This window comes from Aequorivita capsosiphonis DSM 23843 (assembly GCF_000429125.1).
Classification (GTDB): Bacteria; Bacteroidota; Bacteroidia; order Flavobacteriales; family Flavobacteriaceae; genus Aequorivita; species Aequorivita capsosiphonis.
Genome location: NZ_AUBG01000010.1, coordinates 271087 through 286448, shown reverse-complemented (window position 1 = coordinate 286448; position 15362 = coordinate 271087). Strand labels below are relative to the sequence as shown.

Here is a 15362-nt window from a genome sequence, read left to right as displayed (position 1 = left end):
GTTTTTTCCTTTTGCAAACAGGTTCTTCAAAAAAGATAATTTATTGCTCTAGGAAACTTCCCGTGTGTTGAAATCTTGTTGTTGGTTTCTTTTCCCTTCGCTTGCTGAAAAATCCTTCGTTTGCATCGTCCAACGAAAGGCTCATGCTGCGAATACTTATTAAAATAATATTACATATTCTTATAGGCATGTAAACTAGAATGGCAATTAAAATAGTCGTGTCCAACTTAGATTTAAGACCTGCGCTGAAAGACGTAAGACCTAAGACTTGACCCTTAATAGATTGATAATTAGGTTAGATTGAATAAGCATGCTTTTTAACTACAAAAATTCCATGGCAAACTTAATAGCAAGCTGTCACTTATTGAAAAAGTTCTAAACACCTATCATCATTAATCAACAGAACTTTGTAATGTTTTAATAGGACACTGATGTAATTAAAACTAAACTATATTCGATTTATTAATTTATAAAACTGTTAGATTCGTATTAAAATGATGCTTTTCATTCTAAAACCTAGGGATCAAGGTTGTTTAACGAAAAAACCTGCAACTTGTCTAAAATAATTATTTTGGATGTTTTATTAATATATATTTGAACTTACCATTAGCATAAGTAGGTTAAGTTCATGGTAGATTTGGGGCAAAAAAAGGCAAACATTCGTTTGCCTTTTTTTATGCCCCAGATCTAAAGGGGTGGCGAGCACTCAGGATCTTTCATCTTTATTACAATCGATATTGCGAGCCGTTTCCTTTACTTTGATGACATTGGTATGTCTTTTTCCTTCTACGGCGGATTGGTTTATGCCCCAGATCTAAAGGGGTGGCGAGCACTCAGAATTCTTCTTCTTTATTGCGAACCGTTTTTATCTACCTTCTCGCCCTAACTTATCAAACAGAGATCCTATAAGATGAAAGAAGTTTGGCTAAAGTCAATAAAAATTTTCTCCAATAACCCCGAGCTAAAGCACGGTGCTATTTGAAAGGATGAACCCGAACGCTTCTTTTTTTATAAACAGGAGCACATACTTTAGAGCACTCCCTATAGCTATCGGGATTAGAGGAGTCAAGAGTGTAGAATTCTTCTTTTCTTTTTCCTCCTTCGGTGTACAAGTTTATCCCCCAAATCTAAACGTGGTGGCGAGCACTCAGGATTCTTCTTCCTTATTATAATCTTTCTTGCGAGCCGTTTCCTTTTCCAACGGACTTCTATTCAGGTTTTTGAAATAAAAAAATCCGCAGCCAATAAATGACTGCGGATATAAATTTTAATTTCAATTCGGCTTACAAAATAACGTAAACTGACTTGTGGGTCTTACTTGTTCTTATCGTAATTGGCAGAAACTTGCTCCCAGTTAATTACATTCCAAAATGCACCAACATAGTCTGGACGCTTATTTTGGTATTTTAAGTAATAAGCGTGCTCCCAAACATCCAATCCTAAAATTGGATTTCCACCGCAACCCGTTTTTGGCATTAATGGATTGTCTTGGTTAGGTGTGGCACAAACTTCCAATTTACCTCCTTTATGAACACACAACCAAGCCCAACCTGAACCAAATTGTGTTTTTGCTGCATCAGAAAATTTTTCTTTAAAAGCATCAAAACTTCCGAAAGCGTCGTCAATAGCTTTTGCCAAATCGCCTGAAGGTTTTCCGCCACCGTTTGGAGACATAACTTTCCAAAAAAGACTGTGATTATAAAATCCGCCACCATTATTTCGAACGGCCTTGTTTTCCATATCAAGATTTTTTAAAATATCTTCAATGGATTTTCCCTTTAAATCAGAGCCTTCAATTGCAGCGTTCAGTTTATCGGTATATCCTTTATGGTGTTTATCGTGATGTATTTCCATTGTTTTGGCATCGATGTTTGGTTCTAAAGCATCAAATGCATACGGTAATTTTGGTAACTCAAATGACATAATTATATAGTTTTTTATTGGTTATTACTAATTTTACCCAAAGTTAGACAATATCCTCTTTTTAAAGTGTTATAGATTTTATAAGATTTCTATGATATGATAGATAAAGTTGATTCCGAACATATAAAAACACTATTTTAGTGCAAAACTCAACTTCTTGGAAAAACAATTCTCCTTTTCAATATACGATGCAGCAGCTGGAAGCGGAAAAACTTTTACGCTTGTAAAGGAATATCTAAAACAAATTCTCACTTCAAAAAGCGATGATTATTTTAAGCATCTTTTAGCGATTACTTTTACCAATAAGGCAGTGGCCGAAATGAAACAACGTATTGTGGAGGCGCTTGTAGATTTCAGCGATGAAAATAGTGTTTTGGAACCCTTGCCAATGCAAGCCATTATTTCAGAAGAAATTGGAATGACCGCTGAAGAAATTCAGAAGCGATCAAAAAGAATTCTTAAAAAGTTGCTCCACAATTATGCCGCGTTTAGTGTGGAAACTATCGATAGGTTCAATCATCGAATTATACGCACTTTTGCGCGCGATTTAAAGTTGGCCACTAATTTCGAAGTGACGCTGGATACGCCACAACTTCTCTCTGAAGCCGTAGATTTATTGCTGAGCAAGGCTGGGGAAAACAAAGAAATCACCAAAGTTTTACTGGACTTTGCCTTAGAAAAAACGGATGATGACAAATCTTGGGATATTTCAAGAGACATCGCAAATGCCGCAAAATTGCTTTACAATGAAAACGATTCTGCGCATGTTGCGGTCTTGAAAGAGAAATCATTACAGGATTTTTTAACGTTCAAAAAACAATTAGTTCTTAATAAGAAAACACTTTCTGCTGAAATTGAAAACCTAGCTTCTCAAACCCTTCAGCTTATTGAAGAAAGTGGATTGCAAATTGATGATTTCAGCGGAAAATATCTTCCGAAGCATTTTCAAAACCTTTCCATTGGAAGATACGATTTAAATTTTAGTGCGAAATGGCAGGAAACCATGGGCGAGAAACCACTTTATCCCGGTAGGGTCTCAGCCGCTATCGGTGGAATTATTGATGAATTGACGCCTACATTTATCACAAGTTTTCAGCAGACAAAATCTTTGGTTTTTCAATTGCTCTTGATTGAAAACGTTCTCAAAAACATCACACCACTTTCGGTGATAAATTTGGTAAACCAAGAGATTGAAACCATTAAGGAAGAGAAAAATATTTTGCCCATTTCAGAATTCAACTCTTTAATAAATAAAGAAATTAAAAACCAACCAGCGCCTTTTATTTATGAGCGTTTAGGCGAAAAATACCGTCACTTTTTTATTGATGAATTTCAGGATACTTCAAAATTGCAATGGGAAAATCTAATCCCGCTAATTGCGAATGCGCTGACGCAGGAATTGGAGCCCAGCTCAGGGAGCCTTTTATTGGTAGGAGATGCCAAACAATCTATTTATAGATGGCGCGGCGGACTTCCAGAACAATTTATGGATTTATACAGTGATGGAAATCCATTTCCGCGTGAAAAAGAGGTGCTTTCGCTGGGTACTAATTTCAGAAGCTGCGCAGAGATTATTGACTTTAATAATCAATTTTTCAGTTTTGTCTCAGGTTATTTTGCAGATGAAGAACACGGAAAGTTATATCAATCAGGTAATAAGCAAAACACAAATACTAAAAAGGACGGTTATATACGCTTAGAATTTATTGAGAAACAAAAGAAAGCTGAAAAGGACCAAGTATATTCAGAGTTGGTTTTAGAAACAATTCGCAATCTTGAAAATCAAGGATTTGCGGCCGGTGATATCTGTATTTTAACCCGAAAAAAAGCAGATGGAATAGTATTGGGCGCCTCTTTGATGGAGCATGGTGTTTCGGTTATTTCATCTGAAACCTTGCTGCTGCAATCTTCGCCATTGGTACAAATGTTGGTTTACGCTTTAATAGTAAGCCTTTATCCTAATAATGAAGAAGCGAAAATAAACTTGCTCGACCTGTTACACGAGCATTTAAATATTTCAGAAGAGAAACATACCTTCTTTAAAAAATTTCTAAAAAATTCAGAAGAAAAATTCACACAAAATCTGAAGGAATATCAGCTTGATTTCAAACTTGCTGAAATGCGAACGGTTTCACTGTATGAAGCTCTTGAATATTGCATTGAAAATCTGAAATTTGCGGATAGTGCTGATGCCTATTTGTTTGGCTTTATGGATTTAGTCTATGATTTTGAACAACAACCATTGGCTGATAAAATTTCGTTTTTGGACCATTGGGAAACAAAAAAAGACAATGCTTCTATTCCAGCCAATGAAGGAGCGAATGCGGTACAATTGATGACCATTCACAAAGCAAAGGGCTTGGAATTCCCTGTAGTTATTTTTCCCTTCGCAGATATAAATTTGTACGATGCTAAATATGACAAACTGTGGTACCCGTTGGAAAGTGAAGAATTTCTGTTTAAGGAAGCGCAGATAAATTATAAATCTGAAATTTCAAATTATGGTGAGCTTGGGGAGCTTATGTATAAGCAGCACAAGAGTCAGTTGGAGCTGGACAATTTAAACTTGTTGTATGTTACGTTGACAAGAGCTGTGGAAAAGCTTTTTGTTTTTTCAGAAATGCCGAAAGAATCAAAAGATGGGATTCCGTCAAGTTATAATCAACTTTTTATGGAATTTTTGAAACACAAAGGAATGTGGGACAAGGAGCAGATGCTTTATGAATTTGGTACAGATTCAGTAAAAACTTCAAAAGAAAAAAGGATTGTGCCACAAACGGAGCCGGTTTTTATTTCGAGTAATCCTATGGAGCACGGGCTGAAAATTGTGACTTCAAATGCAAATTATAAAGAAGAAACCGAAGCCGCCATTTTTACTGGAAACCTTCTTCACGATACTATGGAGCAAATATATGTGGCAGCGGATTCTGAGCGAGTTTTAGCTGAAATAGAACAACGTGCCATTGTGAAGGATGATGAGCTTACCGCTTTAAAAGCTACGGTCAAACGTATTATCCATCATCCCGAGTTGAAAAATTTGTTTGATGGAACGGATGTGGTATATAATGAGCGAGACCTAATAACCAAAGACGGTATTGTGATGAGACCCGATAGGATTAATGTCAATTCAGAGAATGAGGTAGTTATTATAGATTATAAAACGGGAAGTCCAAGGATCTCGCACCAAGATCAATTAGTAGATTATGCAAATTCGCTTATGGAGATGGGCTTTTATGTTTCTAAAAAAATGCTTATCTATACCAATGGATTCGATATAGTGATAAATAAAGTTTAATTTTGCAGTCTTAAAAAAATAGATAATATGTACGGAAAAATAAAGAATCATTTACAGGAAGAGCTACAAGACATAAAGGATAACGGTCTTTATAAAAAGGAGCGCATAATCACGTCGCCACAAGATGCGGTGATTAAAATCTCAACTGGACAGGAAGTTATTAACTTTTGTGCAAATAATTATTTAGGGCTTTCTTCCAATAAAGAGGTTATTCAAGCAGCTAAAGATGCCATGGATACCCATGGTTTTGGAATGTCTTCTGTCCGCTTTATTTGCGGAACACAAGATATCCACAAGGAACTAGAACAAAAAATCGCTGATTTTTACGGTACTGAAGACACTATTTTATATGCTGCTGCTTTTGATGCTAATGGGGGAGTTTTTGAACCCTTGCTTGGAGCAGAGGATGCAATTATTTCAGATTCGTTGAACCACGCTTCTATTATTGATGGAGTACGTCTTTGTAAGGCTGCAAGATATCGTTATAAAAATAGCGATATGAAAGATTTGGAAGAACAGCTTATTGCTGCCAATGAAAAAGGCGCCCGTTTCAAAATTATTGTTACAGATGGTGTGTTTTCAATGGATGGCATAGTTGCACCTTTAGATAAGATTTGCGACTTGGCAGATAAGTATGATGCAATGGTGATGATTGATGAATGCCACGCCACCGGATTTATAGGTGAAACTGGCCGAGGAACCCTTGAGGAAAAAGGTGTAATGGATCGTATAGATATTATTACAGGAACTCTGGGGAAAGCACTTGGAGGTGCGATGGGAGGTTATACTACTGGAAAAAAGGAGATAATTGAAATGTTACGTCAGCGCTCCAGACCTTATCTATTTTCAAACTCATTGGCTCCGGCACTTGTTGGGGGAGCAATTAAGGTGTTTGACATGTTGACTAATGATACCTCACTTCGTGATAAACTGGCCGATAATACTGCTTATTTCAAAAAAGGAATAAAAGCCGCCGGTTTTGATATTGTTGATGGCGATTCTGCCATTGTGCCAGTAATGTTATATGATGCCAAACTTTCCCAGAAAATGGCAGATATGCTTTTGGAGGAGAGTATTTATGTGATAGGATTCTTTTTTCCAGTTGTGCCAAAAGATCAGGCTAGAATACGTGTACAGCTTTCAGCTGCCCACACCAAAGACCATTTAGACAAAGCTATAAGCGCTTTTATTAAGATTGGAAAAAAATTAGAGGTTATCGACAAGTAAAAGCTTTATTTACGTGTCAAGCCCTCTGACTTTAGGAAAATTTTATTAGATTTGCTTTTGTTTATAATATTTAACAACTTACTTTTGCTGATAATTAACACTTAAAAATTAAACAATCGAATATGAAACATCTTAACAGATTATTAGTTGCTGCAATTCTATTTATAGGAATTGGTGTAGCGAACGCGCAAGACGAAAACAATCCTTGGGCTGTTGAGGTTGGGATAAACGCAGTTGACGTTTACCCAGTCGGAACTAGCGACAAAGGACGAATCCCTGCTTCCATCCGAGGCGATTATTTTGATGAATATTTTAATGCGAATGATCACTGGAACATTCTGCCTTCAGTTTCTAGACTTGCTATCAGTAGATATGTTGGTAGTGGTTTTGTATTTACAGCTGCTGGTTCTATCAACAAAATTGATAGATTAGGTGATTCTGGAGCAGATGACCTAAGCTACTACGGTGCTGATGGTTCGATTAAGTACAGCTTTAGAAATGCTATTAATGGTCCTGGTGGATGGTTTGATCCATCTATTGGTATTGGTGGTGGTTATACTTGGGTTGACGATATCGGATTTGGTACTGGTAACGCAGTTGTTGGTTTTAAGTTCTGGTTTAGCGAAAATATCGCCTTAAACCTTCAATCAACTTACAAGCACTCATTTGAGGATACTTACGGTATCACACACTTTCAACACTCAGCTGGGGTTGTATTCCAATTTGGTGGAAAAGATACTGATGGCGATGGAATATACGATAAAGATGACGAATGTCCAGAAACTCCAGGATTAGCTGAATTTAACGGTTGTCCTGATACTGACGGTGATGGCATCGAAGATAGACTTGACGAATGTCCAAACACTCCAGGTTTAGCTGAATACAACGGTTGTCCTGATACTGACGGTGACGGTGTACCAGATCATCTTGATGAATGTCCTACTGTTGCTGGTTTAGCTGCACTTAATGGTTGTCCAGACGCTGATGGCGATGGTATTGCCGATAAAGATGATGCTTGTCCAAACGAAGCAGGTCCAAAAGAAAACAACGGTTGTCCTTATGAAGATAGAGATGGTGATGGTGTTCTTGATAAAGACGATCAGTGTCCAGATGTTGCAGGTACTGTAGCAAACAATGGTTGCCCTGAAGTTTCTGTTGAAATCATCAAGGAATTGAACGAATATTCTAAAACTGTATTGTTTGATTTAAACAAGTCAACTATCAGAAAAGAATCTTACGGTGCTCTTCAAAGCATTGTTGATATTATGAAAGAATATCCAAATGCTACTTTCCACATTGGTGGTCACACAGATAGTAGTGGTAGAGATGCTTACAATATGAAGCTTTCTAAAGAAAGAGCCGCTTCAGTTAAAGATTACTTGGAAACTATCGGAATGGATGGTTCAAGATTAACTTCTGAAGGTTATGGTGAAGAAAACCCAATTGCATCAAACAAGACTGCAGCTGGTAGACAAGAAAACCGTCGTGTTGAGATTTCATTAGCGAAATAAGCTCAGACGATAAGTTTTAATAAATTTTATGGAAACGCCTCCGAATTTCGGGGGCGTTTCTTATTTTTAGACTATGGTAACATTTCTTCAAGAAGTCCTCGCTGATGTAAAAAACAGCTTTCCAAATATCGCTGATTTAACAATAATTCTCCCCAGTAAAAGAGCTGGTGGATTTCTATTGAATGAACTTAAAAATACAAATTCAAAAACCCAATTCGCTCCCCGAATACTAAGTATTGAAGAGTTCGTAGAAGAACTTTCCAATATCGAAATAATAGATAATACAGAATTACTTTTCAAAAGCTATGAGGCTTATCTAAACACTTCAGCGATTACAGAGAAAGATGATTTTGAAACCTATTCCACATGGGCAACTACCCTTCTGAATGATTTTAATGAAATGGATAGATACCTAGTGGAACCGAAACCATTTTTTAGTTATCTGGCTAGTATTAAAACTTTGGAAAGATGGAATGTGAAAGATGAAAAAACCGAGATCATCAATAACTATCTACGTTTTTGGGAAAGCCTCCCTTCCTTCTATGAAAACATTCAATCGCTGTTATTAAAGGAAAACATTGGCTATCAAGGAATGGTTTATCGCGAATCTGTTTCAAATCTGAAGTACTATGTTGAGCGCAATGGGGAAAAACCCCATGTGTTCGTCGGCTTTAATGCCTTAAACTCGGCTGAGCGAAAGATTGTCCAAGAACTCTTAGAAACAGGCAACACAAAAATATATTGGGATACGGATGCGTCATTCTACAATGACCCCATGCACAGTGCTTCCTATTTTATTACCAGGTATATAAAGGAATGGAAGTATTTTCAGAAGGAGAGACCGCAGTTTATTTCAAACAACTTTGAAAAACCGAAACACTTTAAGTTTGTTGAGGTACAAAAGAATGTTGGGCAAGCAAAATACGTTGGGGAACTACTTTCACAACTTTCGGAAGATGAGATTAACAAAACAGCAATCGTTTTAGGTGATGAGAACCTGCTTGTTCCTTTGCTTTACTCGCTGCCAGAAAATGTAAAAAACTTGAATGTGACGATGGGGTTTTCTTTAAAGAACTTCCCGAGCGTCGTGTTCTTTGAATTACTGTTTTCCATTCATCTTCGCAATGCGGAATCTCTTTATTACAAGGACGTACTCTCCATCTTGAACCATCCTTTGGGGAACGACTTACTTCCCAATGCCAGCGAGATAGCCTTAACCTTAACAAGGGAAAATATCACCCATATCTCGGCAAATGAATTGATAGAAATTTCGAAAGATTCTGGCAGTGAGATGCTACGGTTACTATTTGGAGATTGGAAAGACAGCAGTAAAGTTGCTATTGAAAACGCTATCAAGATTGTAGACGAACTTCAAAAGCAGGAAAAAATTCATGCGGTTCAAGGTTTGGTTTTTTTGGAGCTTAGTGGTCTTTTCAATAAAATGGAAGCTTTAAACAATAAATATCCTTATTTGCAATCGGTTAAAAGTGTGTTGAGCATATTTTCTGAATTGGCTGCCTCTGCCTCGCTAGATTTTAAAGGGGACGCCTATAAAGGACTCCAACTCATGGGAGTACTTGAAACCAGGGTGCTTGATTTTGAAAATGTGATAATCACCTCGGTCAATGAGGGTATTTTTCCTTCTGGCAAATCGAATGCGTCTTTTATTACGTACGACTTAAAAGAACAATTCAAACTTCCATCCTTTACTGAAAAAGATGCAATTTACACCTATCACTTTTATAGATTGTTGCAAAGAGCGTCCAATATTTCATTGCTTTACAACACACATTCCGAGGGGATGAATACAGGGGAGAAAAGCCGTTTTATCAGGCAGTTGGAAATTGAAAAACATGCAAATCATGTTGCTGAAAAGTTTATTCTTTCGCCAAAGGTTCAGATTAAACCTCAAGTCTTAAGACAAATTGTAAAGACCGATGCAGTCTTAGAGCGGATACAGGAAATTGCGGAAAAGGGATTTTCACCTTCGGCATTGACAAGTTATATTCGCAATCCGTTAGATTTTTATTTTCAGAAAATTTTAGGGCTTCAGGAATTCGAAGAAGTGGAAGAAACAGTTGCTGCCAATACCTTAGGAACTATTGTTCACGATACTTTAGAGAAATTCTATCAACCGTTTGAGGGTTCTGTTCTTTCCAAAGAACATCTCATGGAAATGAAGGGAAGAATTCATGAGGAGGTAACTTTACAATTCAAAAAAACCTTTAAAGGTGGCACATTTTCAAAAGGGAAGAACCTGATCGTTTTTGAAGTTGCAAAACGGTATATTTCAAATTTTATTAAAAGAGAAATCGCGGATGTTGAAGCAGGCAATGCCATAAAAATTATTAAAATTGAAACGAATCTTAGCTTAGAAATTCCTTTGCCTAAACTTGGCTTTCCCGTTAAAATTCACGGTAAAGTGGATAGAGTCGAGGAATACAATGGACAACTGCGAATAATTGATTATAAAACAGGCCTTGTAAAGCAGGGTGATTTAGAAATAATTGAATGGGAAGAATTGAATGAGGATTACAAATTTAGCAAGGTTTTTCAAGTTTTGACTTATGCATTAATGATGGGTAATGAAATTCCAATAAACAATGTTGAAGCTGGAATTATTTCCTTTAAAAATCTAGGAAGTGGTTTCCTGAAGTTTGGCACCAAGACTTCCGCCTTCAGCAAAAGAGACCATCAGATTACCGAGACAACTTTGGGGACTTTTACAGTGGAGCTTAAAAAGCTTATCTTGGAAATTTGCGATCCGAATATTCCATTCATAGAAAAAGAAATACAGTGATGATTATCAGAAAGAACCAAATACTTACACAAGAAGGAAAGAAACCAATCCTTTACGATGTTTATTTTGAAGAAGTACAAAAACCGCAACCCGTTGTCATTTTTTGTCACGGTTATAAAGGTTTTAAAGATTGGGGAGCTTGGCATTTAGTTGCGGAGGAATTTGCGAAAGCTGGTTTCTGCTTTTTAAAATTCAATTTTTCACACAATGGCGGTACGATTGAACAGCCCATTGATTTTCCTGATTTGAAAGCCTTCGCGGAAAATAATTTTAGTTTAGAGTTGGATGATTTAGACAGAGTTCTAAATTTTATAGAAAGTGACCACGAAAGTCTTCCAATAGTCATTTCAAGCATCGCTTTAATTGGTCATAGCCGAGGCGGCGGAATTGCTTTAATAAAAGCCGAAGAAGGTCCCCGAATCGAAAAAGTAATTACTTGGGCTGGTGTAAGCGATTTTAAACCGAGGTTTCAAGAAGGAACCCAGAACTTTGAGGATTGGAAAGAAACCGGCGTTACACACGTTGAAAATAGCCGTACAAAGCAATTAATGCCACACAACTTCCAATTCTATAAAGACTTTAAAGCGAATGAGGAAAGATTCTCAATTCTGCGGGCTGTGAAAAACTTAAATATTCCTCAGCTTATTGTTCACGGAACGGAGGATCCAACGGTTTCCATAAATGAAGCCGAAGCAATTCGTTCATGGAATCCAAAAAGTAAACTGGAAATAATTGAAGGCGCAGATCATGTTTTTAATTCCAAGCACCCTTGGAATGAAGACTCGTTGCCAAAAGAATTAAAAAGTGTTGTAGAACGCACGATTCATTTTTTAAAATGAAGCAACGTATTGAAAATTTTCCTATTTTTGCCATCCTAATCAACGAATGTTCCTTTGCTCTTTGAGCTTCGAAACAAAAATGGGGGATTAGCTCAGTTGGCTAGAGCGCTTGCATGGCATGCAAGAGGTCATCGGTTCGACTCCGATATTCTCCACAACTTCAGTATCCTGTTGGCGGTATTCAGTAAGCAGTAAAAGCTGTTTGTGGAGACTGCCAATTTTTTTTAGAATATTATTTGAGAAAGCATTGGCCGCCTAATTCCAAAGCTAGGAGATGAGAAGCTATTCCCGAATCAATCGCAATTTTACTTTAAAGTTAGATAAAAAGATACAATATTAATTATTCCGTAGGAATGTAAACGTTCATTTTTTAGTTTTGAACACTGAACACTGAACACTGAACACTGAACACTGAACACTGAACACTGAACACTGAACACTGAACACTGAACACTGAACACTGTTTAATCCTGCACAGGAAGAACTAACAGAGGTTTACTGGTATAAAACTCGCTCTTGTAGATTTCATTCTTTTCCCACATTTTTTTGAAGAATCCGCGTTTTCTTCTAACCACGCAAAGTATATCTGGATGGTATTGTTGAAAATACTCAATCACTGCTTGAAAGGTAGTGGCGGCTTCAACCCTAGTGTAAGATGATTTCAGAGCCATTAAATTATCTGTAACAGCTGCCATTTCTTCCGTGGTGTTTGGAGTTTCTACGTGAAGTACATTAACTACCGTGCCAAAACGATCTTTAAATTGCCGTACGGCATCCAATAAATCATCGTGCTCAAAAGATCCATTCTTAAAAGCCATAAGCATAGTTTTTGGCGATTTAAATTTGGCTCCTTCGGGAACTACTAGAATTGGAATATTGGTGCGCTTTAAAAGTTTACCCGATGTTTTTCCGAGATAAACTTCTTCTTTAATCGAATTGCTTCGGGGCGCTAATACCATTAAATCGATAGGAATTTGCCTATTTATTCGACTGATTCCTTCCAAAACCTCTCCTTTAACAGGATGGGAGATTACAGACACTCCTTTTGTGTCAACCAATGCAAGAACCTCATTTAATCGATTTTCTGAGTCTTCTTTTAAAATAGTATTTACCTTTGAAAGACCTCCAACTTTAGAAAGCTCTTTAAAAATAGAGACCACATAGACCTTGGCATTTATCTCTTTTGCCAAATCTATGGCGTATTGTAAATTGCTTGCCGAATTTTCGGAAGAGCCAACAGGCACTAGAATATTTTTCATTACTATTAAAAATTTATAAACGAAGTGTTTAATTTTGTAAGACTGCGAATGCCAAAATGCTAACAAATACTTTACAAGCTAAAGAATACTTTTAATTTATCAGCAAAATTAAAGTTTAATATGATTCAAATTGCAAAATTATCACAAATTGATCAGATCCTTGCCATGACGCAAGCCTGTGGTGAAAAAATGAATATGCAGGGAATTTTTCAATGGAATGAAACCTACCCAAACTCAGAAGCCTTTGAAAAAGATATTGAAAGAGGAGAATTATATGTTTTTACTTCAGAAAAAACAATACTTGGTTGCATCGTTATTTCGACAAAAATGGATAAAGAATATGAAACCGTAAAGTGGCTTACAGAAACCTCAAATCATTATTACATTCATCGTTTGGCTGTTCATCCGGATTATCAAGGAAAAGGAATAGCTAGAAGTTTAATGGATTTCGCGGAAAATCTTGCTATTCAAAATAATAAAGCCTCCATACGCTTGGATACTTTTAGCCAAAATCTTCGCAATCAGAAATTTTATGAGGCGCGTAGTTATAAACGTTTGGAAAATATCTATTTCCCCAATCAAAGTGAGTTTCCATTTTATTGTTATGAACTTCCCTTATCTGAAACAGCTTCTTAATAAGTCCTATTTTGTAGCTTTGCCGGTTATATGTCCCTAACAGATATTTCCTTTAAACGTATTCAGCAGCTCGCCATTCCCGCAATTATTTCGGGCATCGCCGAACCAGTTCTTTCAGCTACAGATGCGGCCGTTGTTGGGAATATTAAGGATTTTGGAATAGAATCTCTCGCTGCAGTAGGTATTGTTGGATCTTTTCTATCGGCGCTTATTTGGATTTTAGGACAAACCCGAAGTGCGATTGCTACTATCGTTGCACAAAACCTTGGAGCGGGCAAGATTGATGAATTAAAAAATTTTCCCGCTCAAGCCATTTATTTCAATATCGCCCTAAGTATTATTGTTTTATTTTCAACTTATTTCTTTGTGGAAGAAATCTTTTCAATGATGAATGCCAAGGGAATTGTATTGGATTTTAGCATTGACTATTACAACATTCGTGTTTGGGGTTTTCCGCTTACCTTGTTCACTTTTGCCGTATTTGGAATCTTTCGGGGTTTGCAAAACACTTTTTGGCCAATGATTATCGCCGCAATTGGTGCAGGGTTAAACATTGGGCTGGATTTCGCATTGGTTTATGGAGTAGAAGGGGCGGTAGAGCCAATGGGAATTGAGGGAGCTGCCTGGGCCAGCCTTATTTCGCAACTTATTATGGCAGTCTTAGCCTTCATCTTTCTGATGAAAAAAACAGATGTGTCTCTAAAATTAAAATTGCCTTTGCATCCAGAAATTAAGCGCCTCATAAACATGAGCCTCAACTTATTTTTACGTTCTGTAGCTCTAAATACTGCTTTGATCTTAGCTACGCGTGAGGCGGCAGACTTGGGAAAGGAGTACATTGCCGCGCACACCATCGCCTTTAATATCTGGATCTTTACGGCGTTCTTTCTCGATGGTTACGGTGCGGCCGGTAATATTCTGTCAGGAAAACTATTAGGGGAACGCAATTACAAATCTCTTTGGGAACTCACCAAAAAAGTGAGTTTCTATAATCTTATCGTGGCAACGATTCTTGTTCTTGCAGGGATACTTCTTTATGAGCCATTAGGATTTCTCTTTAATAAAGATGAAACCGTACTCTCCATTTTCTATGGCATGTTCTTTATGGTTTTAATATGTCTTCCGCTAAACGCAATTGCTTTTACCTTAGATTCAATTTTTAAGGGTCTGGGAGAAATGGGTTATCTGCGAAATGTGTTGTTGGGTGCTACTATTTTCGGCTTTATTCCTGTGCTTTACTTATCAAAGTACATGGATTGGGGCTTAGTGGGAATTTGGATCGCAATGACCGTTTGGGTAGCTTATAGAGGAGGGGCCCTAGTTATCAAATTTCGAAGAAAATACATCCCATTGATTAAAAATTAAATATTTTTACTGAACACTGAACACTGAACACTGAAATATGGATTGGTTAAAATTTATAGGAGGCCCCGGTCTATTTTTAATATTGGGAGTTTTGGTAATAGCTGTCGTTATTTATCAAAAGCTGAAAAAGCGCTAATCTATTACGTATATTTATTCATAAAATATTTTTTGATGTGAAAACACCTTATGAAATATTCAAAAAAAACCCTGAACTACTAGAAAATCCAGAGGTAAAGGAACTCGCTTCAGAATATGCTGAAGTCTGCGATGCATTTATAGACTTGCAACAAGTTTCAGAAATGAGCAAGGAAAAATACCTTCGCATTTTGATAGCCGAAATCCGTGAAAGTATTGCCATGGAGCTAAAACGTGATTTGGAAGCGGAACGTTTTGGAGAAAGTGAGCGCGTTGATTTCAAAAATGCCGTGGAAAATCTACGCAATTATATAAACAAGTATTGTCGCGATCATCAGATTTATCTATAAATTTTAAGAGACGAGTTTAAAA

At 37.0% G+C, this 15362-nt stretch carries 10 protein-coding genes and 1 tRNA gene; 9 read left to right on the top strand and 2 right to left on the bottom strand.

Features of this window, described 5'->3' with window-relative positions:
- Positions 1-1314: 1314 nt before the first annotated feature.
- Complete coding sequence (locus tag G440_RS0109085) at positions 1315-1923, bottom strand: superoxide dismutase (RefSeq protein WP_026451020.1); 609 nt, start codon at positions 1921-1923, stop codon at positions 1315-1317.
- A 157-nt stretch (positions 1924-2080) separates the two neighbouring features.
- On the opposite strand from G440_RS0109085, the gene G440_RS0109080 reads away from it, so the two are divergent.
- The 6 genes from G440_RS0109080 to G440_RS0109055 all read left to right on the top strand — a co-directional run bounded on the left by G440_RS0109080 (position 2081) and on the right by G440_RS0109055 (position 11750).
- Positions 2081-5218, top strand: coding sequence for a UvrD-helicase domain-containing protein (locus G440_RS0109080; protein WP_026451019.1), 3138 nt, complete (start codon positions 2081-2083; stop codon positions 5216-5218).
- Positions 5219-5245: 27 nt separating this feature from the next.
- Entirely contained in the window at positions 5246-6445 is a 1200-nt protein-coding gene (gene kbl, locus G440_RS0109075; RefSeq protein WP_026451018.1) for a glycine C-acetyltransferase, read from the top strand.
- Between the two features lie 122 nt (positions 6446-6567).
- Positions 6568-7956 carry an OmpA family protein gene (locus G440_RS0109070; protein WP_026451017.1) on the top strand — a complete coding sequence of 463 codons (1389 nt, stop codon included), beginning with the start codon at positions 6568-6570 and terminating at the stop codon, positions 7954-7956.
- A 73-nt stretch (positions 7957-8029) separates the two neighbouring features.
- Positions 8030-10756, top strand: a complete 2727-nt coding sequence (locus G440_RS0109065; RefSeq protein ID WP_026451016.1) for a PD-(D/E)XK nuclease family protein — start codon at positions 8030-8032, stop codon at positions 10754-10756.
- Positions 10756-11595, top strand: a complete 840-nt coding sequence (locus tag G440_RS0109060; RefSeq protein ID WP_026451015.1) for an alpha/beta hydrolase family protein — start codon at positions 10756-10758, stop codon at positions 11593-11595. The genes G440_RS0109065 and G440_RS0109060 overlap by 1 nt, the downstream gene beginning before the upstream one ends.
- Positions 11596-11676: 81 nt before the next feature.
- Positions 11677-11750: transfer RNA gene (locus G440_RS0109055), tRNA-Ala, on the top strand.
- 309 nt (positions 11751-12059) lie between these two features.
- On the opposite strand, the gene G440_RS0109050 is transcribed toward G440_RS0109055, so the two are convergent.
- A complete protein-coding gene (locus tag G440_RS0109050; RefSeq protein ID WP_026451014.1) occupies positions 12060-12854 on the bottom strand; it encodes a universal stress protein in 795 nt (264 codons plus the stop codon).
- Between the two features lie 120 nt (positions 12855-12974).
- Between G440_RS0109050 and G440_RS0109045 the strand changes: the two genes are divergently transcribed.
- From G440_RS0109045 to G440_RS0109030, 3 genes are all read left to right on the top strand, one after another.
- Positions 12975-13490 (top strand): GNAT family N-acetyltransferase, encoded by a 516-nt coding sequence (locus G440_RS0109045; protein ID WP_026451013.1) that lies wholly within the window; start codon positions 12975-12977, stop codon positions 13488-13490.
- Between the two features lie 30 nt (positions 13491-13520).
- On the top strand, positions 13521-14855 hold the full coding sequence (locus G440_RS0109040; protein WP_026451012.1) for an MATE family efflux transporter: 1335 nt from the start codon (positions 13521-13523) through the stop codon (positions 14853-14855).
- 173 nt (positions 14856-15028) lie between these two features.
- Positions 15029-15340 carry a hypothetical protein gene (locus G440_RS0109030; protein WP_026451011.1) on the top strand — a complete coding sequence of 104 codons (312 nt, stop codon included), beginning with the start codon at positions 15029-15031 and terminating at the stop codon, positions 15338-15340.
- Positions 15341-15362 lie beyond the last annotated feature (22 nt).

Excerpts from the sequence above, each read along its gene's own strand:
- G440_RS0109085 (WP_026451020.1), bottom strand. The coding sequence starts at position 1,923 with ATGTCATTTGAGTTACCAAAATTACCGTATGCATTTGATGCTTTAGAA.
- kbl (WP_026451018.1), top strand. The coding sequence starts at position 5,246 with ATGTACGGAAAAATAAAGAATCATTTACAGGAAGAGCTACAAGACATA.
- G440_RS0109070 (WP_026451017.1), top strand. The coding sequence starts at position 6,568 with ATGAAACATCTTAACAGATTATTAGTTGCTGCAATTCTATTTATAGGA.
- G440_RS0109065 (WP_026451016.1), top strand. The coding sequence starts at position 8,030 with ATGGTAACATTTCTTCAAGAAGTCCTCGCTGATGTAAAAAACAGCTTT.
- G440_RS0109060 (WP_026451015.1), top strand. The coding sequence starts at position 10,756 with ATGATTATCAGAAAGAACCAAATACTTACACAAGAAGGAAAGAAACCA.
- G440_RS0109050 (WP_026451014.1), bottom strand. The coding sequence starts at position 12,854 with ATGAAAAATATTCTAGTGCCTGTTGGCTCTTCCGAAAATTCGGCAAGC.
- G440_RS0109045 (WP_026451013.1), top strand. The coding sequence starts at position 12,975 with ATGATTCAAATTGCAAAATTATCACAAATTGATCAGATCCTTGCCATG.
- G440_RS0109040 (WP_026451012.1), top strand. The coding sequence starts at position 13,521 with ATGTCCCTAACAGATATTTCCTTTAAACGTATTCAGCAGCTCGCCATT.